General features: G+C 58.3%; 19 protein-coding genes and 5 tRNA genes. 18 read left to right on the top strand and 6 right to left on the bottom strand.

Going from position 1 to position 20,896, the window contains the following annotated elements; translation table 11 throughout:
- The first annotated feature begins 4 nt into the window (after window positions 1-4).
- From rnc to ACN9M3_RS20940, 13 genes are all read left to right on the top strand, one after another.
- Entirely contained in the window at window positions 5-793 is a 789-nt protein-coding gene (rnc, locus tag ACN9M3_RS21000; RefSeq protein WP_426162470.1) for a ribonuclease III, read from the top strand.
- Window positions 794-811: 18 nt separating this feature from the next.
- Window positions 812-1,714: a GTPase Era gene (era, locus tag ACN9M3_RS20995; protein WP_426162469.1), complete on the top strand. Its 903-nt coding sequence runs from the start codon at window positions 812-814 to the stop codon at window positions 1,712-1,714.
- Window positions 1,714-2,547 (top strand): DNA repair protein RecO, encoded by an 834-nt coding sequence (recO, locus tag ACN9M3_RS20990; protein WP_426318521.1) that lies wholly within the window; start codon window positions 1,714-1,716, stop codon window positions 2,545-2,547. Before era ends, recO begins: the two co-directional genes overlap by 1 nt.
- Before the next feature lie 9 nt (window positions 2,548-2,556).
- A complete protein-coding gene (gene pdxJ, locus ACN9M3_RS20985; protein ID WP_426318520.1) occupies window positions 2,557-3,315 on the top strand; it encodes a pyridoxine 5'-phosphate synthase in 759 nt (252 codons plus the stop codon).
- Complete coding sequence (acpS, locus tag ACN9M3_RS20980) at window positions 3,312-3,710, top strand: holo-ACP synthase (protein ID WP_426162466.1); 399 nt, start codon at window positions 3,312-3,314, stop codon at window positions 3,708-3,710. Before pdxJ ends, acpS begins: the two co-directional genes overlap by 4 nt.
- Window positions 3,703-5,556 carry an excinuclease ABC subunit UvrC gene (gene uvrC / locus ACN9M3_RS20975; protein ID WP_426162465.1) on the top strand — a complete coding sequence of 618 codons (1,854 nt, stop codon included), beginning with the start codon at window positions 3,703-3,705 and terminating at the stop codon, window positions 5,554-5,556. The genes acpS and uvrC overlap by 8 nt, the downstream gene beginning before the upstream one ends.
- A 258-nt stretch (window positions 5,557-5,814) precedes the next feature.
- A complete protein-coding gene (gene pgsA / locus ACN9M3_RS20970; protein ID WP_426162464.1) occupies window positions 5,815-6,405 on the top strand; it encodes a CDP-diacylglycerol--glycerol-3-phosphate 3-phosphatidyltransferase in 591 nt (196 codons plus the stop codon).
- Window positions 6,406-6,485: 80 nt separating this feature from the next.
- Window positions 6,486-6,561, top strand: a tRNA-Gly gene (locus tag ACN9M3_RS20965).
- Window positions 6,562-6,652: 91 nt separating this feature from the next.
- Window positions 6,653-6,728, top strand: a tRNA-Gly gene (locus ACN9M3_RS20960).
- Between the two features lie 39 nt (window positions 6,729-6,767).
- Window positions 6,768-6,843: transfer RNA gene (locus tag ACN9M3_RS20955), tRNA-Gly, on the top strand.
- A gap of 16 nt (window positions 6,844-6,859) precedes the next feature.
- A tRNA-Gly gene (locus ACN9M3_RS20950) sits at window positions 6,860-6,935 on the top strand.
- A 49-nt stretch (window positions 6,936-6,984) separates the two neighbouring features.
- A tRNA-Cys gene (locus tag ACN9M3_RS20945) sits at window positions 6,985-7,058 on the top strand.
- Between the two features lie 196 nt (window positions 7,059-7,254).
- Complete coding sequence (locus ACN9M3_RS20940) at window positions 7,255-8,493, top strand: site-specific integrase (protein WP_426318519.1); 1,239 nt, start codon at window positions 7,255-7,257, stop codon at window positions 8,491-8,493.
- Between the two features lie 713 nt (window positions 8,494-9,206).
- Here the strand turns inward: ACN9M3_RS20940 and ACN9M3_RS20935 are convergent.
- Window positions 9,207-9,473, bottom strand: coding sequence for a hypothetical protein (locus ACN9M3_RS20935; RefSeq protein ID WP_426162462.1), 267 nt, complete (start codon window positions 9,471-9,473; stop codon window positions 9,207-9,209).
- Window positions 9,474-9,494: 21 nt separating this feature from the next.
- Here ACN9M3_RS20935 and ACN9M3_RS20930 point away from each other — a divergent pair, with 21 nt between their 5' ends.
- From ACN9M3_RS20930 to ACN9M3_RS20920, 3 genes are all read left to right on the top strand, one after another.
- Window positions 9,495-9,845 (top strand): PEP-CTERM sorting domain-containing protein, encoded by a 351-nt coding sequence (locus ACN9M3_RS20930; protein WP_426162461.1) that lies wholly within the window; start codon window positions 9,495-9,497, stop codon window positions 9,843-9,845.
- Between the two features lie 346 nt (window positions 9,846-10,191).
- Window positions 10,192-12,402 (top strand): ATP-binding protein, encoded by a 2,211-nt coding sequence (locus ACN9M3_RS20925; RefSeq protein WP_426318518.1) that lies wholly within the window; start codon window positions 10,192-10,194, stop codon window positions 12,400-12,402.
- A 218-nt stretch (window positions 12,403-12,620) separates the two neighbouring features.
- On the top strand, window positions 12,621-12,806 hold the full coding sequence (locus ACN9M3_RS20920; protein ID WP_426162459.1) for a hypothetical protein: 186 nt from the start codon (window positions 12,621-12,623) through the stop codon (window positions 12,804-12,806).
- Between the two features lie 480 nt (window positions 12,807-13,286).
- Here the strand turns inward: ACN9M3_RS20920 and ACN9M3_RS20915 are convergent, their stop codons facing one another.
- Complete coding sequence (locus ACN9M3_RS20915) at window positions 13,287-14,531, bottom strand: IS256 family transposase (protein WP_426323819.1); 1,245 nt, start codon at window positions 14,529-14,531, stop codon at window positions 13,287-13,289.
- Between the two features lie 830 nt (window positions 14,532-15,361).
- Here ACN9M3_RS20915 and ACN9M3_RS20910 point away from each other — a divergent pair.
- A protein-coding gene (locus ACN9M3_RS20910) for an IS3 family transposase (RefSeq protein WP_426318517.1) occupies window positions 15,362-16,929 on the top strand; the annotation gives its coding sequence in 2 pieces (ribosomal slippage) (window positions 15,362-15,800 and window positions 15,800-16,929; 1,569 coding nt in all).
- 12 nt (window positions 16,930-16,941) lie between these two features.
- Here ACN9M3_RS20910 and ACN9M3_RS20905 read toward each other — a convergent pair.
- The 4 genes from ACN9M3_RS20905 to ACN9M3_RS20890 form a co-directional block, all read right to left on the bottom strand.
- Complete coding sequence (locus tag ACN9M3_RS20905; protein ID WP_426318516.1) at window positions 16,942-17,388, bottom strand: hypothetical protein; 447 nt, start codon at window positions 17,386-17,388, stop codon at window positions 16,942-16,944.
- A gap of 31 nt (window positions 17,389-17,419) precedes the next feature.
- Window positions 17,420-17,770: a hypothetical protein gene (locus tag ACN9M3_RS20900; protein WP_426318515.1), complete on the bottom strand. Its 351-nt coding sequence runs from the start codon at window positions 17,768-17,770 to the stop codon at window positions 17,420-17,422.
- A gap of 202 nt (window positions 17,771-17,972) precedes the next feature.
- Window positions 17,973-18,206, bottom strand: coding sequence for a hypothetical protein (locus ACN9M3_RS20895; RefSeq protein WP_426162456.1), 234 nt, complete (start codon window positions 18,204-18,206; stop codon window positions 17,973-17,975).
- 569 nt (window positions 18,207-18,775) lie between these two features.
- Window positions 18,776-18,931 (bottom strand): hypothetical protein, encoded by a 156-nt coding sequence (locus ACN9M3_RS20890; RefSeq protein ID WP_426162455.1) that lies wholly within the window; start codon window positions 18,929-18,931, stop codon window positions 18,776-18,778.
- A 238-nt stretch (window positions 18,932-19,169) separates the two neighbouring features.
- On the opposite strand from ACN9M3_RS20890, the gene ACN9M3_RS20885 reads away from it, so the two are divergent.
- Window positions 19,170-19,703, top strand: coding sequence for a DUF1003 domain-containing protein (locus tag ACN9M3_RS20885; RefSeq protein ID WP_426162454.1), 534 nt, complete (start codon window positions 19,170-19,172; stop codon window positions 19,701-19,703).
- Window positions 19,704-20,896 lie beyond the last annotated feature (1,193 nt).

Here is a 20,896-nt window from a genome sequence, read left to right as displayed (position 1 = left end):
AGTGATGAATTTACAGTTATTGCAAACCAGGTTGGGCTACACGTTCCAGGATGCTGGATTGCTCCAGCAGGCCCTGACGCACCGTAGCCACAGCAGTTTGCATAACGAACGGCTGGAATTCCTCGGCGACTCGATCCTGAACTGCGTAGTCGCCTCCATCCTGTACGAACGTTTCAACTCCCTCGATGAGGGCGACCTGTCGCGCGTGCGCGCCAACCTGGTCAAGCAGCAATCCCTGTTCGAAATCGCCCAGAAGCTGGAACTGTCGCAGTTCCTGCGCCTGGGCGAAGGCGAACTGAAGTCGGGCGGTTTCCGGCGCCCGTCGATCCTGGCCGATACGCTGGAAGCCTTGCTGGGCGCCATCTACCTGGACGGCAGTTTCGACCAGGCCGCAGCGGTGATCCGCGCCTTCTACATCCCGATCCTCGATTCGGTCGACCCGCAGACGCTGGGCAAGGATGCCAAGACCCTGCTGCAGGAATTCCTGCAGTCGAAGAAGATCTCGCTGCCGCTGTACAACGTGGTCGCCACCCACGGCGCCGCGCACAGCCAGGAGTTCGAGATCGAGTGCCTGGTACCCAAGCTGGGCATCCAGGTGTTCGGGCGGGGCGGCAGCCGCCGCGCCGGCGAGCAGGCTGCGGCCAAGCTGGCGCTGGAAGTGGCCGAAGAAGCGCTGAAGAAAGCGCCATCGGCCGGCCGCAAGCCGCGCCAGCGCTCGGCCCAGCTCAAGCTGGCCGGCATCGCCACGGTCCAGGGCGAAACGGCGGCGGACAAGAAGCTCGCCAAACAATAACTGAATTGAGTTTGCATCATGACTAGTGCACCCACTCCCGCCGGCTTCCGCTGCGGTTACATCGCCATTGTCGGCCGCCCGAACGTTGGCAAGTCGACCCTCATGAATACGCTGATCGGCGCCAAGGTCAGCATCACTTCGCGCAAGGCGCAGACCACGCGCCACCGCATCACCGGCATCCAGACTGTCAGCGACGCGCAGTTCATTTACGTCGATACGCCCGGCTTCCAGACCCGCCATTCGAATGCGCTGAACAAGACGCTGAACAAGACGGTGACGAATACGCTGGAATCGTCGGACCTGATCCTGTACATCGTGGAGGCGGGCACCTTCGGCCAGGCCGACCAGCAAGTGATGGACTTGCTGCCGAAGAATGTGCCGGTGATCCTGGTGATCAACAAGTCGGACCGCGTAAAGGACAAGGCGGTACTGATGCCATTCGCGCAGCAGATCGCCGAGAAATTCCAGTTCACGGCGATCGTGCCGGTGAGCGCCAAGCTGCGCTTCCAGCTGGATGGCCTGCAAAACGAGATCAAGAAACACTTGCCGGAGAATGAGCCGATTTTCGGCGAGGACGATATCACCGACCGCAGCGAGAAATTCCTGGCCTCGGAAATCGTGCGCGAGAAGCTGTTCCGCTTTGTGGGCGACGAGCTGCCTTATACCAGCACGGTGCTGATCGAGAAGTTCGAGCAGGAAGGCAATTTGCGCCGCATCTTTGCCGCCATCCTGGTCGAGCGCGACAGCCACAAATCCATGATCATCGGTAACAAGGGCGCGCGCCTGAAAGAAGTCAGCACCCAGGCCCGCCAGGACATGGAAAAACTCTTTGGCGGCCCGGTCTACCTCGAGATCTGGGTGAAAGTGAAATCCGGCTGGGCCGACAACGAAGCCGGCCTGCGCGCATACGGCTACGAATAATGCCTGTCCTGACAGCCGAGCCCGTGTCTCACTTGGGGTCTGACCCCAGCCGGGACACGAGCGCGGCCGTACCAGCCCCGCCGGCGCAGAAGCGCCGCCCACCAGGGCAGCAGCGCACTGTCGGCACCCGCGTGACGGGACAGCCGGCCTTTGTGCTGCATAGCTACCCGTACAAGGAAACCTCGCTCATCGTCGAGCTGTTCACGCGCGACTACGGGCGCGTGGCATTGATCGCCAAGGGCGCCAAGCGTCCGCATTCGCAGCTGCGCGGCGTGTTGCAAACCTTCCAGCCCCTGACCACCGGCTGGACCGGCAAGAACGAATTGCGCACGCTGACCGATGCCGACTGGGTCGGCGGCATGCTGCCCCTTGAAAAGACCGCGCTGCTGTGCGGCTTCTACCTGAATGAACTGCTGGTCAAGCTGACCGCACGCGACGACGCGCATGCGAAGCTGTTCGACCATTACGTCTCCACGCTGAACCAGCTGGCCCACAATGAACCGGCGCCGATCGTGCTGCGCAAGTTCGAAATGGCGCTGCTGAAGGAGACCGGCGTGGCGGCCGACCTGACGCGCTGCACCGCCTCGCGCACGAAAGTGCTGGCCGATGTACATTATGTGGTAGACCCGGATCGCGGGCCGCGCCCGGAACGCGATGAAGACACGGCCCCGAGTGTCGCAGGCAAGACGCTGCTCGATATCGAGCGCGGAGATTACAGCGACCCGGCCACGCAGGCGCAAAGCAAGCAGCTGATGCGCTACCTGTTGTCCTGGCACCTTGGCGGCGCGCCATTGAACACGCGCCAGATATTGATCGATTTGCTGCAACTTTAAGAAAAGAACATGAGCTTCCTGTCACCATCCGGCACCATCATCGACCTTGGCGTGAATATCGACCACGTCGCCACGCTGCGCAATGCGCGCGGCACCGTGTACCCGGACCCGATCCGCGCGGCGCTGCTGGCCGAACAGGCCGGCGCCGATTGCATTACCCTGCACCTGCGCGAAGACCGCCGCCACATCAAGGATGCCGACGTAATTGCGCTGGTGCCGCAACTGGTGACGCGCATGAACCTGGAAGCGGCCGTGACCCAGGAGATGATCGACTTCGCCTGCCGCATCAAGCCGGCCGACGTCTGCCTGGTGCCGGAAAAACGCACCGAAATCACCACCGAAGGCGGGCTGGACGTGGTGCGCTTCCACAAGGAAGTGGAGGCCGCCGTGAAACAGCTGCAAGGGGAGGGCATTCGCGTGTCCCTGTTCATCGACGCCGATGAAGAGCAGATCAAGGCTGCCGCCGCAGTCGGCGCGCCGGTGATCGAACTGCACACCGGCGCCTATGCCGATGCGGAAGGCGAAGCGCAGGCGCGCGAACTGCAGCGCGTCAGGGACGGCGTGCGCTGGGGCGTGCAAAACGGCTTGAAGGTCAATGCCGGCCATGGCCTGCACTACACCAACGTACAGGCCATTGCCGCCATACCGGAAATCGCGGAGCTGAATATCGGCCACGCCATCGTGGCGCACTCGATCTTCGCCGGCTGGGAAAATGCCGTGCGCGAAATGAAGGCCATCATGGTGTCGACCCGCCTGGGCGCAAAATGATCTACGGGATCGGGACGGACGTCAGCAAAGTTCCCCGCATTGCCGCCGCGCTGGAACGCAGCGGCGAGCGCTTTGCGCGCAAGATCCTCGGTCCTGAAGAATTCGCGGTTTTCCAGGAGCGTTGCGCCCGCAGCCCGCTGCGCGGCGTGCGCTATGCGGCGACCCGCTTCGCAGCCAAGGAAGCTTTCTCGAAGGCCCTAGGCCTGGGCCTGCGCCCGCCGATGACCTGGCATACCGCGCAGCTGCTCAATGATGATTCAGGCAAGCCGTACATGGCCTGCAGCGGCGCGCTGGGCGAATTCATGTTGCAGAATGCGCTGGTCGCCCATATCTCCGTGAGCGATGAAGAGGATTACGCGGTCGCCTATGCGATCGTCGAACGAGCGAATGACTGAAGAAACCCCAGACCCGCGCGAACAGGTGCTGGCCACCGTTGCCAAGCTGCCAAACCTGCCTGGCGTGTACCGCTACTTCGATGCCGAAGACAAGGTGCTCTACGTGGGCAAGGCGCGCGACCTGAAAAAGCGCGTGTCGAGCTATTTCCAGAAGAATCTTTCGAGCCCGCGCATTGCCTTGATGGTCGAGCGCATCGCGCGCCTGGAAACCACGGTGACGCGCAGCGAAGCCGAGGCCCTGATCCTGGAAAACAACCTGATCAAGGCCTTGCAGCCGCGCTACAACATCCTGTTCCGCGACGACAAGAGCTATCCCTACCTGAAGATCACCGGCGGCGACGTACCGCGCATGGTGTACTACCGCGGCGCGGTCGACCGCAAGCACCAGTATTTCGGTCCTTTCCCTTCCTCGTGGGCGGTGAAGGAATCGATGCAGATCCTGCAAAAGGTTTTCATGTTGCGCACCTGCGAGGACAGCGTGTACATGAACCGCACGCGTCCCTGCCTGCTGCACCAGATCGGGCGCTGCAGCGCACCCTGCGTGGGCTTGATCGCGGTGGAGGACTACCGCAATGACGTCAACAACGCCGCGCGCTTCCTGCGCGGCCGGCAGACGGAGGTGCTGGAGGAGCTGGAGCAGAAGATGCTCGCCTATGCCACCGATCTCAAATTCGAGCAGGCGGCCGTGGTGCGCAACCGTATCCAGTCGCTGTCGAAGGTGTTGCACCAGCAGTCGATGGAAACCACCGGCGACCAGGACGTGGATATCCTGGCCGTGGTGGTGCAGGGCGGCCGTGCCTGCGTCAACCTGGCGATGGTGCGCGGCGGCCGCCACCTGGGCGACCGGGCATACTTCCCGACCCACGTGATGGATGCGGAGGTCGTGGCCGAACGCCCGATCGAACAGGAAGTGCTGGCCGCTTTCCTGGTGCAGCATTACACCGAGAAGTCGATTCCCGGCACCCTGATCCTGAATATCGAATTCGACCAGCCGGAGCTGATCCTGGCGCTGCAGGAACAGTGCGGGCACCGCATCCACCTTGTATTCCAGCCGCAAGGCCAGCGCCGCCAGTGGCAGGAGCTGGCGCAGAAGGGCGCCGAGATATCGCTGGCCCGCCTGCTGTCCGAGCAGGGCTCGCAGCAGGCCCGCACCCGCGCCCTGGCCGAAGTGCTCGGGCTGGAAAACGAAGACCTCGACACCCTGCGCGTGGAGTGCTTCGACATTTCGCACACGGCCGGCGAGGCGACGCAAGCGTCCTGCGTGGTGTTCCACCATCACCAGATGCAGAACGGCGAGTACCGCCGCTACAACATCAACGACATCACGCCGGGCGACGATTACGCCGCCATGCGCCAGGTGCTGACGCGCCGCTACGAAAAAGTGGCGGGCGGCGACGGCGTCATGCCGGACGTGGTGCTGATCGACGGCGGCAAGGGGCAGGTCGAAATGGCGCGCCAGGTGTTTGTCGAGCTGGGACTGGACATCAGCCTGATCGTCGGGGTGGCGAAAGGCGAGGGCAGGCGCGTCGGCCTGGAGACACTGGTCTTCGTCGATGGCCGCGAGCCGCAGGAACTGGGCAAGGAGTCCGCAGCTCTGATGCTGGTGGCCATGATCCGCGACGAAGCCCACCGTTTTGCCATCACCGGCATGCGCGCCAAGCGAGCCAAGGCCCGCCAGACCTCGCGCCTGGAGGAGATTGAAGGCATTGGCGCCAAGCGCCGCCAGAAGCTGCTGTCCCGCTTTGGCGGGCTGAAAGGCGTGATGAACGCCAGTATCGAGGACTTGAAATCGGTGGAGGGCATCTCGGACACGCTGGCCGAAGAAATCTACCGGCAGCTCCACTGAAAACCGGTAAACCAGGGTCAGACGGGACGGCCATCCGGCATGGGTCTAACCCTGTCTGATCGACTGTCGCGGGGTTGGTTCTGGGCCTTTGACGTTCTGAGAAATTCAAAGGCCTAGACCCATCCCCTCACCGCAGCGCAGACAGGGTCCGACCCTCCGGGTCGTACCCAGGTTTACCGGTTTTCGCAGTCAAATTGGCTTTGATCGCGCCGTCGTTATACACTAGCGGCGCGTCATTACAATTCCTATACACCGCATATGCCTTTCAACATCCCGATCCTTCTGACCTGGTTGCGCGTCGCGCTGATTCCCCTGGTCGTAGGCGTGTTCTACCTCCCCGTCACCTGGCTTAGCCCGCACGAACGCAATTTGGCCGCCACCCTGATTTTCATCGTTGCCGCCGTTACCGACTGGTTCGACGGCTTCCTGGCCCGCCGCTGGCAGCAGACATCAGCCTTCGGCGCCTTCCTCGACCCGGTGGCCGACAAGCTGATGGTGGCGGGCGCCTTGCTGGTGCTGCTTAACCTGGACGGCGGCCGCTGCCACCCGATTGTCGCCTTCATCATCATTGGCCGCGAAATCACGATTTCCGCGCTGCGCGAGTGGATGGCGCAGATTGGCGCCTCCAAATCGGTGGCGGTCAGTTCGATCGGCAAGATCAAGACGGCGGCGCAAATGAGCGCCATCCCGATGCTGCTGTACTACGACGTGCTGTGGGGTGCGATTGATACCCGCTTCTGGGGCGACCTGTTGCTGTGGCTGGCCAGCGTCCTCACCGTATGGTCCATGTTCTACTACCTGAAGAAGGCGTGGCCCCTGATCAAGGAACGGTCGGGCAACTTATCGTAAATAACAATATTGCCCCTTGACAGCGTCTTTGGATCATCTATAATGCTGGCCTGCTGTTGATGACGACGCAGCGATGCAAAGCGGGAGTAGCTCAGTTGGTAGAGCGCAACCTTGCCAAGGTTGAGGTCGAGAGTTCGAGACTCTTCTCCCGCTCCAAAAAGTCATCGGCAACAAAGCGGTAACGAAGCAGTAATAATCGCACTGGAAATATGAGAATGTTTCTGCGATAATGCGGTTCCTCTGAAATGCGGGAGTAGCTCAGTTGGTAGAGCGCAACCTTGCCAAGGTTGAGGTCGAGAGTTCGAGACTCTTCTCCCGCTCCAGTTCACTGGAGCAGCAGTAGTAAAATGAAATAACTCCATGCGGGAGTAGCTCAGTTGGTAGAGCGCAACCTTGCCAAGGTTGAGGTCGAGAGTTCGAGACTCTTCTCCCGCTCCAAGTTTTTCAAACCCATGCGGGAATAGCTCAGTTGGTAGAGCGCAACCTTGCCAAGGTTGAGGTCGAGAGTTCGAGACTCTTTTCCCGCTCCAGAATTCTTAGAAAGAACCAGGCCTCGCCGGTTGTTTCTTCCAGCCTTACGGCGGGGTAGCAAAGTGGTTATGCAGCGGCCTGCAAAGCCGTGTACGCCGGTTCGATTCCGGCCCTCGCCTCCAAACAAATCAAGCACTTAGCTTGCGAATCAGCCGGGAACTTCCCGGCTTTTTTGCGTCCAAATGCCTCATAATGGTTCTCTGCCACCTCATTTGGGTGGCAAAACCACCCTGATACGGCCTGCGTTGGCCGTCTACGCGAGTTGGCCGTCGACGCCAGTCTTCTGCCACTTTGCCACCCAATGTCATGGAGGCAACTATGGCGATGGTCAGGAAACGGGGCGAAAAGTACGAACTGCGAATCAAGCACCGGCCTCTGCCCAAAGGCATTTTCTACTCAACCTTTGCGAATGAAGTGGACGCGCGCAATTATGGCGAGCAGGTGGAAGCGTTGCTGGCGCAAGGTCATTTGCCGCACGACTTGGTGACGCAGCGCGTTCGCGTCAGCTCCGAGACGTTGGCTAAACTGATGCGAGATTACCAGGCCGCGGTTCCGGTCAGTGCGTTGGATAGCGCCATTCTCGATTTGCTGCGGCTTCAAATCGGCGCCGAACGGGCAGACAGGGTGTTGAAATATGAGTGGGCAGAAGACTGGGTGCGTTCGTTAAAACTCGAGCATTACCTGGCGCCTGGGACGATCCGTAAGCGTGTTGGTGCTGTTGCGCGCCTGTTGGACTGGTTCTTAAAACGAGAAGCCAAGGCCGGCGAACAGCCCATTGCCAATCCATTGCGGCTGCTGCCGAAGAATTATTCGACGTATAACGCGCATGAGGGCTTGCTCTTGGAAGCGCGCGACAACATCGCGTCGAAGAAGGACGTGAGCCGCGACCGGCGATTGGAGGCCGATGAAGAGGCGCGTATTGTCGCTGCGCTACGCGGAGATAAGCGGGAGGGGCGCGAACGCGCCCTTGAGCTGCCAGATGGTGCTGCGTTGATGGACCTCTTCCTCTTACTGGTGAACACCGGTTTGCGTCTGCGCGAAGCGTACACCTTGGGCGTACAGGATGTACGCCTGGACATGCGTACCGTGCACATCCGCAGGAGCAAGACTGGTGCCGCGCGTGATGTCCCACTGCTGCCTGATGTTTACGCCTTGCTGAAGCGTCGCGTCGAAGAAGTCAAGGGTGCCGGCGCCAAGGCGGCGATTTTCCCTTGGTGGATTGATGGGGCAGACAGCAAAGAATTGGCGCGCGTGACATCGCTGTTAAGCCGCGCGCTGGGGCGTGCCTTCGCGTTCGCCGAGTGCAATGACTTGACCGCGCACGATCTGCGACACGAAGCTACTTGCCGGTGGGTGCTGATGAAGGACGGGGGGGGAGTTGGTTATTTCGTACGGAGGAAGTCATGCGTATTACGGGGCACAAAGATCCACGCGTGTTCATGCGCTACGTTTCCTTGCGTGGATCCGACCTTGCAGAGCGCCTCTGGACTACGCCACCTTAACCGTACGAGTCAGGTCAGGGAGGCTCCGCCGCAATCGTGGGCCAGGCAATTTTGAAGTGGTGGTCACGCTGGAGTTCAAATGCGCGTTTGCCTCCTGATGCAGATATTGGTGTAATGCGTCGACAGGAAAGCGCCATGAGCGGCCGTAGTTGATAGCCGGTATCGGACGCTTATCAGCGCGGCGAGTTGTTAAGTAAAGACTTGGCTAAAGATCCCCAGAATATTCAGCTATTCGAGAAGCTGCTTCGGAATGAGGGGAAAGGAAGCGCTGCAGAGCTTATCAAGCTGGAGACGTACTTGGGAAATTTTGCGACCTCGCCCACAAGACTACACAGGGGGCGCCGCTTTGCCCGGGTCGTTCCAGGATGTTGAGGACAGTTTTCGGACGATATCCCAAGACCCCAAGATTGAAAGGAACGTACAGAAGGACTTTGACGCATTCAAGTCGAGATTCGGAACGAGTAACAGCGGTTCGCGCCAGGCTGCAGGCGGTTCGCCTTCTGAGACGATCGACCAAGGTCACGTTCCGAAGGTGCGAGATGATGTTGCCCAAAAGGGGATCGGTATAAGCGCTGAGTTTGACAAACGCATTGAGCGGTTTGAAGCGAAAGGCATTCACTCGATGCCAAACGAGCCGTTGCGATCGGAACAGTCATTGTTCGAGAATGCGAACAGGCAGGTAACTAGCGGTCCGGATGTAGTCGCGAGAAAGCTACGTGAGTTGGTAAAGGCGGCAAAAGCAAAACTCGGGAAGGACGAATAGATCGCTTAGACCGGATATTTGCTTTCGATTTTTAACTCGCCACGTGAGTCGAAGCCAAGCAACGACTCCTCGCAGTAGTCGGCGTAGGAAGCACTTTGTGGGCGGCGTTTGAAGATGGAGTGGGCGGCGAATAGAATCAGATAGAGAGTAAAGAATGCTGAGGCGGTCATCGCGCCGGCGACCAGCATCAGTTCGTCGTCATCACGCAGGAGCGCACAGCCCAAAGCAAAGCCGACGATTGTTGTTACTAGCAGTTGGAGTAGTGTTTTCATTTCGTGAGGATAGGAGGTCGTATGAGGCTCACTTCGAAGTGTATCGCGGCTCTGCTTATCGTTTCCTGTGGTGAGGTGGGCGCAGTTTCTTTATCTGGAGGCGCAACAGATGACTCGGTTTGTGACCTTTCCCCAATGACTAACTACCGGCTTACACGTTCCGTGTTTGTAGCTGCTGGTAGTTCGAATGTCCCCGATTACCGGATCACCGATGACACAATCGTCAATGTGATGCAGGTATCTGGCCCCGAGTTGCCGCCGGCGGTGCCCGAGCCGGCACATCCCTTCCTGTTCGCCGCAGGATTGGTGCTGCTAGGCGCCTTTTCGCTGTTGCGGAACACCGGATACATGTCGCGTCCATCGCCAAGCTGACGATGAAATTGGCACCTTTGAAAGCTATATCGGGACACGATCTAAGCTCAAGAATTTCAACTTCGGGCCGCGCGATGAAGAGGGCGCCTTGGCGGCTGTATCACAGATGCGTTGTTTTCGGCTATTAGTGATGCCCCGGCGCGGGCAACTATCGAACTTCAATAGCAGCGGTGCGTACGATACCGCAACGATCTGTCACTTACAGTTCGCTATTTAGCTGTTTAGTCGCGTGCGGCAATCGAACGCAGGGTGTGCCGTGCTAGACTGGCCTCCGATGTCGTTTGAGAAGCTTAGAGTTCGAGGCGGTGTCTAAACTAACGCGCCGCATGGGCTGGAAGGAGGTAAGTTGGAACTTGATCCACCCATACAAGAGCAGCGCAAGGAACGCCATGTCGTTCGGTTTTATGATCAGGACGAGCAATTGCTCGAAGAGGTGGCGGAGTTCCTGGACGTCCCATTACGCTCCGGCGGCGTCTCAATCGTTATCGCGACGAAGGAGCATATTGCCATCTTGCGCCGAAGCTTGGCTGGTTTCGGAACTTCCGCTAACCAGGGACCCTGGACGATGGGCAAGCTAGTTGTACTCGAGGCCGAACTTGTCCTCGACCAATTCATGGTGAATGACTGGCCCGATCCCGAACTTTTCAATCTGAGTGTCGGTACGATCGTACGCGATGCATGTCACAATGGACGCTTGGTCCATGCCTTTGGCGAAATGGTCGCCATCCTATGTGATCGTGGACTGTATGAAGCAGCTATTCGACTTGAACAACTGTGGAACGAATTGCAGAAGCGATTCGACTTTCTGCTCTTTTGCGCCTATCCCTGGAGTGTCTTCACGTCGCGCGAGCTGTTGACTAAGTTTCAGCAAGTATGCAGGGTCCATGATCATGCCCGTTCGAACGCGCATGGGCGGGAGGAAGCGGGCGATGTTCGCACGCTTGAGCTGGAACAGAACAATCGCATCCTGCAGAGCGAACTGACTCGTGCCCTCGATGCTGTGCACACCTTGCGGCACCGCGAGCAGGAGCTGGCTGATTTCGTCAATAATGCGGCCGAGGGCCTTCACCGCGTCGGAAGTGATGGCACGATCGTTTGGGCCAATAAGGCTGAGTTGGCCATGCTTGGCTACCGGTGGGAGGAATATGTTGGCCACCATATCGCCGAATTCCATGTGGATCAGGAATTGATCGCGACTATACTATTGCGCCTCCAAGCCGGCGAAACCATCTGCGACCAACCTGCTCAACTGCTCTGTAGAAGTGGCGCGACCAAGCACGTTCTGATCCATTCCAATGCCTATTTCGTAGATGGCAAACTACGCTATACGCGTTGCTTTACACGTGATGCCACCGAGCGGATGTTGCTTCAGCAGGCGTACCGCGAACGCGAAGATTTGCTGTCGGAGATGACTAGTATGAATCGCGCGAAAGACGAGTTTCTCGCGATGCTGGCGCATGAGTTGCGCAATCCACTGGCGCCGATCACTGCGGCAGCAAGAACCCTTCTGAGTGCTGATTCGGATGCCGTCCGCGTCAGGGAGGTGGCGTCAGTCGTTGAACGACAAGCTGCTCACCTTGCAATCCTGCTCGACGATTTGCTTGATGTCGCACGCGTTACGCGTGGGCAAATCAATATGGTTCATGAGCCAGTCGATCTGAACGACGTGTTGGCGGCAGCGATCGAGCAGGTCACGCCGCTTTTCGAGCGCCTGTCGCACTCTCTTTCCGCGACTGCGACGCCTAGGCAGGTTTGGGTTTGCGGTGATCAAAAGCGGCTGGTGCAGATCATTACCAACTTGCTGACTAACGCCGCGAAATACACGCCGCCGGGCGGGCGAATTGCTGTTCGCCTCTCCGTGGTGCTCCGTGAAGTGGAGCTTGTCGTGACGGATAACGGCATTGGGATGGCGCCGGAGCTCGTCGGAAGAGTGTTTGAACTCTTTATCCAGGGAGCGCGGACTTCTAACCGGTCGGAAGGCGGGCTAGGCGTCGGGCTTGCGCTGGTGCGCAGGCTGCTGCACGCTCACGGTGGAACGATTCGTGCCGAGAGCGCGGGGCCAGGTAAGGGCAGTCGATTTACCGTGAAACTGCCGATTCTCGAACAGCACGTGGAGCAAGCCCTTGAGGTCAGCGGCGATGGTCAGCATGCAGTCGGCGAGACCGCCGGTCTGCGTGTTTTGATCGTCGATGATAATGTGGACGCGGCGAGGATGCTTGGCATGTTGCTGGAAACCGCCGGCCATCGCGTCGTGCTCGCGCATACGGCCGCTGAGGCATTCCAGGTCGCTACAAATGAAGGGCCCAATGTCTGTTTGCTGGACATAGGATTGCCTGATATGGACGGCCGAGAATTGGCGAGCAGGCTGCGGCAAACACCTGCCGTGGCCGACGCGCAGTTAATCGCGGTGTCAGGCTACGGCCAGGCCGAAGATAAACGCACGTCGCTGGCGGCTGGTTTTGACCACCACGTCGTTAAGCCGGTCAATTCCGAAGAGCTACTAGCGCTAATGAATCGCGGGCGCGCGCCGACTCAGGATACGGTCCGCCCCCAGTGAACTTGGCTTCAGGTTACACATGGCCGAAAACTGTTGGCGGTTCGCCATAGCTGCCCTGAGATACCTTGAGTCAGAATCGCGCAATAGATGCGCGTCCGACGCGAAGCCATACTACTACTTCACGGACCATCGCAGTTCCGTGCACTTGCGGGGGGCAGTTTGCGTATGATGATATCCGAGTTTGGCTAGCCAGGAACCACACGACTTGGAGGATTGCGATGTTCAAAGCGCTCGTTTTCTGCGGTCTCTTGATTTCCTCGATCACATCAGCTCGCGCGGCCCCTACCCACTGGGACTTTTCCTGGTCGGGTTTCTTTGACACGCTAACCCTCCGATTTATCGATGCCACGGTAAGCGGCTCTTTTGAAGCTACTGACTCCGATGCCGATGGTCAGATGAATTGAATGAGTTGACGTCCCTCGTGCTACAGGGACGAGACGCGCTAGGTTGCGTTTCGATTCCAACTGTGACCTGCGGCGTTTCGGAGTTTTCATATACTCCTGGGGGCGTATTGACGCTTCGTGGAAATTACGTGGACTACTGGGACGACAACGGTGGTCCGAACTGGACTTGGAATGAGATTTCAATGGACACCACGGCCGGTTTCTTTTCGATGATCGGTCGCGCACAGCAGTTTTATGAAGGCCGTGATTGGATGTTCATACCCGAAACCCAGTTCACTATATCGGCAGTTCTGGAGCCGGAAACCTATCTAATGCTTTTCGCAGGGATGTTTGTAATTGGGGCTGCCACTAGGTCGAGATCAAAAACTCGGTAGTGGTCGTACTAAGGATAAATACATTCGTGTTTTTGCGTCGTGGCAATTCCCTTGAGCGCGATCATTTGGACCTGTCAGGAATTTTGTGTGCCGGGGTCGCTGTTAGTTAATTGAGCGCGTTGGTAAAACGTTCCCCAAACAGGATGGCAAACTGATTGGCGGCCATCTTCCAGGTCCGCTGCGGCATCTTCCAATCTTTTTCGATATTGCGCAAGGCCAGGTTGAGCAATTTCGTCGCTGCCTCGTCGCTCGGGAAGTGTCCGCGATTCTTGACGATCTTCCGCAAGCGCATATGCAGGCTCTCAATGGCGTTCGTTGTGTAAATGATCGAGCGTACTTCCGGTGGGTAGGCAAAGAACGGAATTACCTGCTCCCACTGCCGGCGCCACATGGCTACCACTGACGGGAAGCGTTGGCCCCAAGGGCCTGCCGCAAAGGCATCCAGCGCCGCTGCCGCCGCATCGGCGTTAGAAGCCTGGTAGATTGGCTTGAGCGCTGCCGCAAGCTCCTTACGATCCTTCCAGGAGGCCAGCGTCATCGAGTTGCGAATCAGGTGCACGATGCAGGTTTGGATATGCGCCTGTGGGAACACCGCTTCAATCGCCTCAGGGAAGCCGCGAAGGCCATCAACGACGGCGATCAGAATGTCTTCCAAGCCGCGGTTGCGCAGCTCGTTAAAGACCTTCAGCCAGAACTTGGCGCCCTCTGTTTGCTCGATCCACAGCCCCAGCACTTCTTTGCGGCCGTCGGCACGAATGCCCAGCGCCAGGTACACGGCCTTGTTTTTGACGGTGCCTTCGTCGCGGATCTTCAGGCGCAATGCATCGAAGTACACGATTGGGTACATCGCTTCCAGTGGACGCTGCTGCCACTGCGTCACTTCGTCCATGACCTCGTCGGTGATCGTTGAGATCAGGTCTGGCGACACTTCGGTGCCGTACAGCTCCAGTAAATGTGCCTGGATTTCGCGCACTGTCATGCCTCGGGCATACATGCCGATCACATGGTCGTCAAAACCCGGCATGCGGCGTTGATGCTTGGCTACCAGCTTAGGCTCAAAGCTGGAAAGTCGGTCACGCGGGATCTCCAGTTCGAGCTCGCCGCCCGGTGCCAGCACGGTCTTGCGGCTTTTTCCGTTTCGGTGGTTCTTGGCGTCGCCTTCGGTGGCGAGATGGTGGGTCAATTCAGCCGTCAGCATGCGCTCGGCCAGCATTTTCTTCAGCTGGCCGGCAAGGCCCGATTCACCCAGAATGGACTCGGCGTCCTTGTTCTCGACCTGGGCCAGCAACTGGTCGATCAGTTCAACGGGGAATGGGTACTGCTTCTTGGTCTTTGGCTTTTTAGTGGTCATTACGTCGGTCATGGACAATCCCTTTCGGTATTATTTCATGACCCCGGTTTCACACTAAAATTCTGACAGGCTCGATCATTTGCGCTTATGGCATTCGTTCCTGTACTCACATCCCACGCAATTGGCAGGATCATTTGTACGGACGGGATCAACCGCGCCGCCCAGCAAGCGCCCTCGGCGGCTCGCCATAGAAACAATTGTGTGTTCCGGAATGAGATCGACGCGGTAAAGGGTCTGCCTTCTTGTAAACCATGGATTGAGGCTAGTGGTTTTTCCACCGATGGATTGCGAAATATTAAGCTCCATGCACTCTTTGCTTGCGCATCGGTCACGCTGTCATGAATTGGCGTCTGCACCGAATGCCTGCAGCAGCTCATAAGGTTTATCAAAATCAAATTTGTTTAATGCCTCCTGAATCGCCGTAACGGTGTCGACGGACATTGCGGCGCCCATCTTCTCCTTTACTTTCCTGAACTGCGTGATTGCCGCGATATCGTGCGCGCGCACCAGTGATAGGAAGGCTGAGAGGGCGGTGTCCGGAGTGGTCGATCGGGTTGCGGCGGACGCAGCACCGCGCTGGACACCCGGTGCCCAACCTGGTCGACGAATAGTTCAAAAGCGTCGTTCAGGGCTGGTCTTGATCGGTATCGAGAAAACCGGCAGTTTGGAGGCCGGTGCACGCTAGAATGCGCGCGGGAGCTAATGTTCACATTGCGTGAGGTTATGCCGCGGACATTGGTGAGCGCATTGCCTTGCTTGTCGCCCCCAGTGTCAAAATAGTTGTCGCTCCGATAGATCTGAGAAAATGGGGGCGATAACAGGAGTGTGAAGTGGCACGGTACGGACAGGAATTTAAGGATAAGGCGGTAGCGCGTTTGTTGCCGCCAGAGAGCGCGTCGATCAAGGATGTCGCCTTGTCGATTGGCGTGAGCGAATCGACATTGGAACGCTGGCGCAGTGAAGCGCTGGCCAATCCGACGCAACGCCGCGAATGGACGCCGGCCGCGCGGTTTGAAGCGGTGCTGGCGACGTCCATGATGGACGAGGCAAACAAAGGCGCTTGGTGCCGCAGTAATGGCGTCTATCCGCACGAGCTGGCAGTGTGGCGCGAGCATGCAATCAATGCTTTAGCCGAACCTGGAGAGAAGCGCGTGACTGCGGCAGAGGCCAAGCAAGACAGGCGCCGCATCAAGGAACTGGGACGCGAGATCCGCCGCAAGGACAAGGCGTTAGCGGAGACTGCAGCTTTGCTCGTGCTATCAAAAAAAGCCGAGGCGATTTTCAGCAAGTACAAGGCCGAGGACGAATGATCGGACTCGAAGATCGCCAAGTCATGGCCCGAGATATCGCCGACGCTTGCCAGGCCGGTGCACGCCTGAGTGAGGCATGTGCCACAGTCGGCTTGAATGCGCGCACCCTGCAACGCTGGCAAGCGCACGGCGGCTTGGAAAACGGCGACCGCCGGCCGACGGTAATACGCCCTCTGCCTTCGCATGCGCTGACGGAGAACGAACGCGCTGCCGTTTTGGCCGCCGCGAACGAACCGCGTTTTGCTGACATGCCGCCGGCTCGCATCGTCCCCATGCTGGCCGACGAGGGCGTCTACTTGGCCAGCGAATCGACATTCAGTCGTATCCTGCGCGCCCATGGTCAGATTCGCCATCGCGGTCGGGCCAAAGCGCCGCGTCGGCAGCGGCCACCGACCACACAAATCGCCACTGCGCCCGGCCAGGTCTGGTGCTGGGATATGACCTATTTGCCGGCTCGGGTGGCGGGCCGCTGGTTTTACCTCTACTTGATCCTGGATCTCTACAGCCGCAAGATCATTGGCTGGGAGGTGCATGCCGAGGATGATGCCGACCATGCCAGTCACTTGGTGCGCCGCACCGCATTGGCCGAAGGCGTCGCTATGAACCGCAACAAGCCAGTGCTGCATGGCGATAACGGTGCCACACTGAAGGCGACCACGGTGTTAGCCATGCTGCATTGGCTGGGCATCAAGCCTTCTTACTCGCGCCCGCGTGTGAGCGACGACAACGCGTTCGCCGAGGCACTGTTCCGCACCGCAAAGTATCGCCCGGAATTCCCATCGGGTGGCTTCGCCGATCTGGCCGCCTCGCGCGACTGGGCCGCCCGCTTTGTGCAGTGGTACAACGTCGAACATCGACACAGCGGCATTCGCTATGTCAGCCCCGCACAGCGCCATGCTGGGCAAGACAAGGCTATTCTGGCAGCGCGGCATCAGCTCTATCTGGCTGCCCAGGCGCGCCATCCGGCCCGCTGGTCGGGCAATACGCGCAACTGGGCACCTTGTGGCGCCGTTACCTTGAACCCAGAGCGCGATCACGTCGTTTCCACCAGTGCAAAGGAGAGCCATACTCAGCAAATTGCTGCTTGAATCGGGCGACAACTACCTTGACACGCGCCGGTCGATCACACCGACGTTCCAGAAGTGCTTCGTGAGCGACGGAACGATCAAGATGCGTTGGCGCAGGGCGGCGGAGTCTCCGGAGATTGCGGGCGAGACCACGTCGGCTACGCCGCGCACTAGTAATTCATGCTGCATGCCGATCTGCGGCTGCATGCTCGTGCGCACGACGTTGGCGGCGAGAAGGGCGACAACAATGGCCGACAGAAGGACAAAGGCAAAGACGCTGCCGAAGAGCTTGGTGCGGATCGATCGTTTCAAGTACCCGATAGGGAAGCCCGCCGCCGACTCGTTGTCCTTAGCACACCCATGGGTTTCCTGTCTTTCGGCGCGATGGACAATACGATTGGCATTGTTGCGCAAGCGGGCTATGGACGGCAATGGCGAACGATTCGCGAGATGGAATCGCGAGCAGTCGGCCTTCGACATCGTGCAAGGCCTGCAAGAAGAAGTCAGATTCTTAGTCGAGTTCGTAGTATGCGTCGGCGCGCGGGGCACGAGCCATGTCGGCGTTGCAGTACGCGGTCGTCGCCTCGCGCTGCCGCAGCGATTCAAACAGGCTGTGCAGACCGTCCACGTTGGAACCCCACCAGGACGGAGAATCGTGAAGAATGGGGGAGTGACTTCTGACTTTTCCGTCGCCAGAGAGGAGACGCTGGATGATCTGCGAAGGAACGCGTTCGCCAATGAGATAGGCGATGGCATAGCGCCACCCGAATTTTTCTGCCAAGTCAAGCGCTGCGTCCACGACGCTTGCCATGCGAACGCCCGTTCGGCGTTCCGGATGATAAAATGGCACGGTTGTCTCCATGTTCACTCAAAGGCTTGGCTTCGGTTGGCCAATGCCACAACAGGTGATGTACTCACCTTAGCACGCTCGTGTTCGCCATGCGAGTCGTGCTCGCGATCTTCATATGCAGTGTTGGCGCTGTGCTACAGCTCCGTTCGCGGTACGCAGGGTGACCCGGCATTGTCCAGTTCAAACGCAGGAAGCGCCAAATGCTCAACCTAAGCTAACTGAACCTCGGTCGATACATATTGATCAGATCAATGACGGCATAGACCATCGCGCTCAGTTCAGGTGCATGAGAAATGAAACATTCCTGAGTGTAGCCCCCGATTCGCAGCACTTCGCGCTTCATCGCCATGAACTGCAGCTCGTGCTGCGCGTCGAACGCACCATCAGCGTCGTCGGAGACCTTGGCGCTGGATCGGCAGTGCGAGGCTTCTGCGAGGTAAAGCGCCATGAAGCGGTTGGTGGAATTTTCAATGGATCGCTTCCCGAACGATGTGGCTGGTACCGCTGTATCTCAGTGTTCCAGTCGGAGATAAGCGTTGAACCAAGCGTCCAGTTGCTTGTACAGAAAACTGCGCGGCAGCGCTTCACGGCCAAAGGCTTCGCGACCATTGGGAGTCGCTTAGGGCAATCCCACGCAGAAATGGGACTACTCATTGGCGCGTCTGACCTCCATTGCTACGTACCGATTGGCGGCGTAGGCTTCGGTGGGACCATCATGCCTTGTTCCAGCATCACTGATAGCAAATTCGGTGAGCAGGCGAACGGCACGAGGAATGTGGCGTCTACTAGGGAAACCAAAATGAAGCGTGAATTCCTCACTGTTTTCAGGCAGGACTTCCACCACTTCGAAGCAAAAGTAAGATTGACTTCAATACTTTTGCAGCCAGACTGCCGGCAGTCAACATGCAGCGACTCGCTGAGGATGGCGCATAGCTGCACAGCAGCCTCAGGAGTGAGGGAAAAAGCGTTACGTCAATGAGATCGTCGGACTGGAAAAGATGTCTCCCATGGACCTCCTCAGCGTGTGCCACGATGCCCCATGATGCCGTCATTTTTATGTCGACCTGCGACTTCATTCTGGGTTGCTTTCTGCTGCTGCTTGTTGATGTCGCCTGTTTTGCCAGGGAACGCTTTGTGAGGCGTTGGGTCCTGGACTTTCTTTGTACTGTTCATGATGTTCTCCGTCAACGTATTAGGACATCGTGCGTGCACTGGTCGACTGGCGATGGAAAGCCTGGCGCGTGACGTCCTTGGCCGCGCTTCTACGTCATGACTCGTATTCAGTGTACGCCTTAACTCGCTGGCGCGTTGGCGCAGTGATCGTCGATGCCCACCACGGTAGCGAGTTGGGAATTGCGATCCCAAGTTGAGCTATAGTGGGCGAATCATTCCGGGCATGTTGGGAGGTTGTATGAACTCATCTCAAACCGAAAACTTGTCTTCGACAGGTGAATCACATGTCGATCATTTGCGTTTTCATCGCCAGCACGAACACTTATCCAAGACGTTTGGGAGTGACGCGTTCGGGCTGAAGGCGGAAACCTTCGCGCGCTTCCTCGGCACCTCACTTTTTCTTGGCCTGCAAACCATCATTGTCGCCACGTGGATCGCAGCCAATGTCTTTGGGCTGGTTCATTTTGACGTCTACCCTTTCATCCTATTGAATCTGGCATTTAGCTTGCAGGCGGCTTATGCTGCACCGCTTATCTTGTTAGCACAAACGCGCCAGGCGGCGCGGGACAAGGCGCATTCTGAAGCCGACGCCAAGCACCGCGAGGCGATCGCCGTCGCATCGACCAAGCATTCCGCACAAACGTTGGAGCTGCTCCGTCAGAACACTGAGCTGACAGAAATCACCAGGGCGATGGCAGAGCGAATCGAAACGTTGACGGCCGAAATCCACCGTCACCTTGTTCAGGACGCCACGCGAAAAGGCAGAGATTGACGAGTTGCGCTTCTGTTACTATCGCGTCCCGTTGTGGGGAGTTTGCTTCGGACTGAGTGCAGCAATCGAATGCCACGTGCCGGCGCTAGAGGAATGGTTGGAGAGCCAATGCTCCGTCGGCGTGCCACGTCAAATAGCACCCCCCATGATGACTGATGTTTTGACGGCATGGATGCGCAATAGTGCTTCAGCGTAGAACCGATTGTGAACCCCCACCATCTCGATAGCCTGATCGATCGTTTCGGAAAGCGTGATATTTGTCCTTGGTACTCGGAACTTTAGGACGGTTCGCAATCCTGTCGCAGCCAGTTTTGTCGCCTGTTCGGCACTTTCTCGCCGTTCGCTGAGCCTTGCTCCCGTAACATGTCTCGGCCATTGGTGGTTGAAGTGCGCCGTGGGCCACTCTGGGAGAGTACCCGCGTCGCCACACCATTTGGAACTGAGTGCATTTGCAGGTATTGCCATGTGAGTAAGCATCCGGAAGATGTCGCCATTTTGATCGCTGTATCGACGGCCAAGGCCATGCCTTGGTCAGGGCGAGTGAAATCTTTCATATAGCCTCCGCTTCAGTGATTACACTGCTGCGGACTGGAATCGCTATAGTCAGGGCAGCCATTGACGATAGCATGGGGACACCCCATCGCCTAAGCATATATATGGATCGATTCGGCGACACGATAGTCATGGTCTTCAAATGCTATGCACGTTGCGGTTCTCGGCGCGCGGGCCTCGATAATTGGTTGACCTAAAGTTAGCTACGCGAGGGGCAGACCACTACTGCGAAGCAGCGTGCTCACGGCGCACACCCACAGCCGGATTTTCTGGTTGCTCACGTCAACCAGAATAGATTGCACCGATCCGATGAACGGTACTTAGGCTTCCTCAAGTATAAGCGCGGGACCAAAGGAGCGCGCCTTCGCTAAACCGTAGTGCACACGAAGGAGCAGTGTGAGGCGCTTGCTCTTGCGAAGTGGACGGCACACGGCACATGCGGCCACATTGTCCAAACAGGCCTGACATTGAGCTTGATGCAGGCCTTCCAGCGCGCGGTAGATGACGCCGTCATCCCTTCGTTTCGGTCTGACGAATGAATTGGCGCTTACTTGGCGGCGGCAGCAACGTGCGTGGTAAGTGGGCTTGCTGATGCCACGCCGCGCAATGATCCTTGGGCGATACTTTGGGGGCGGAGGGCA

Source organism: Pseudoduganella sp. R-43, assembly GCF_049913255.1.
Taxonomy (GTDB): domain Bacteria; phylum Pseudomonadota; class Gammaproteobacteria; order Burkholderiales; family Burkholderiaceae_D; genus Rugamonas.
This window is presented reverse-complemented; position numbering and strand designations above follow the sequence as displayed.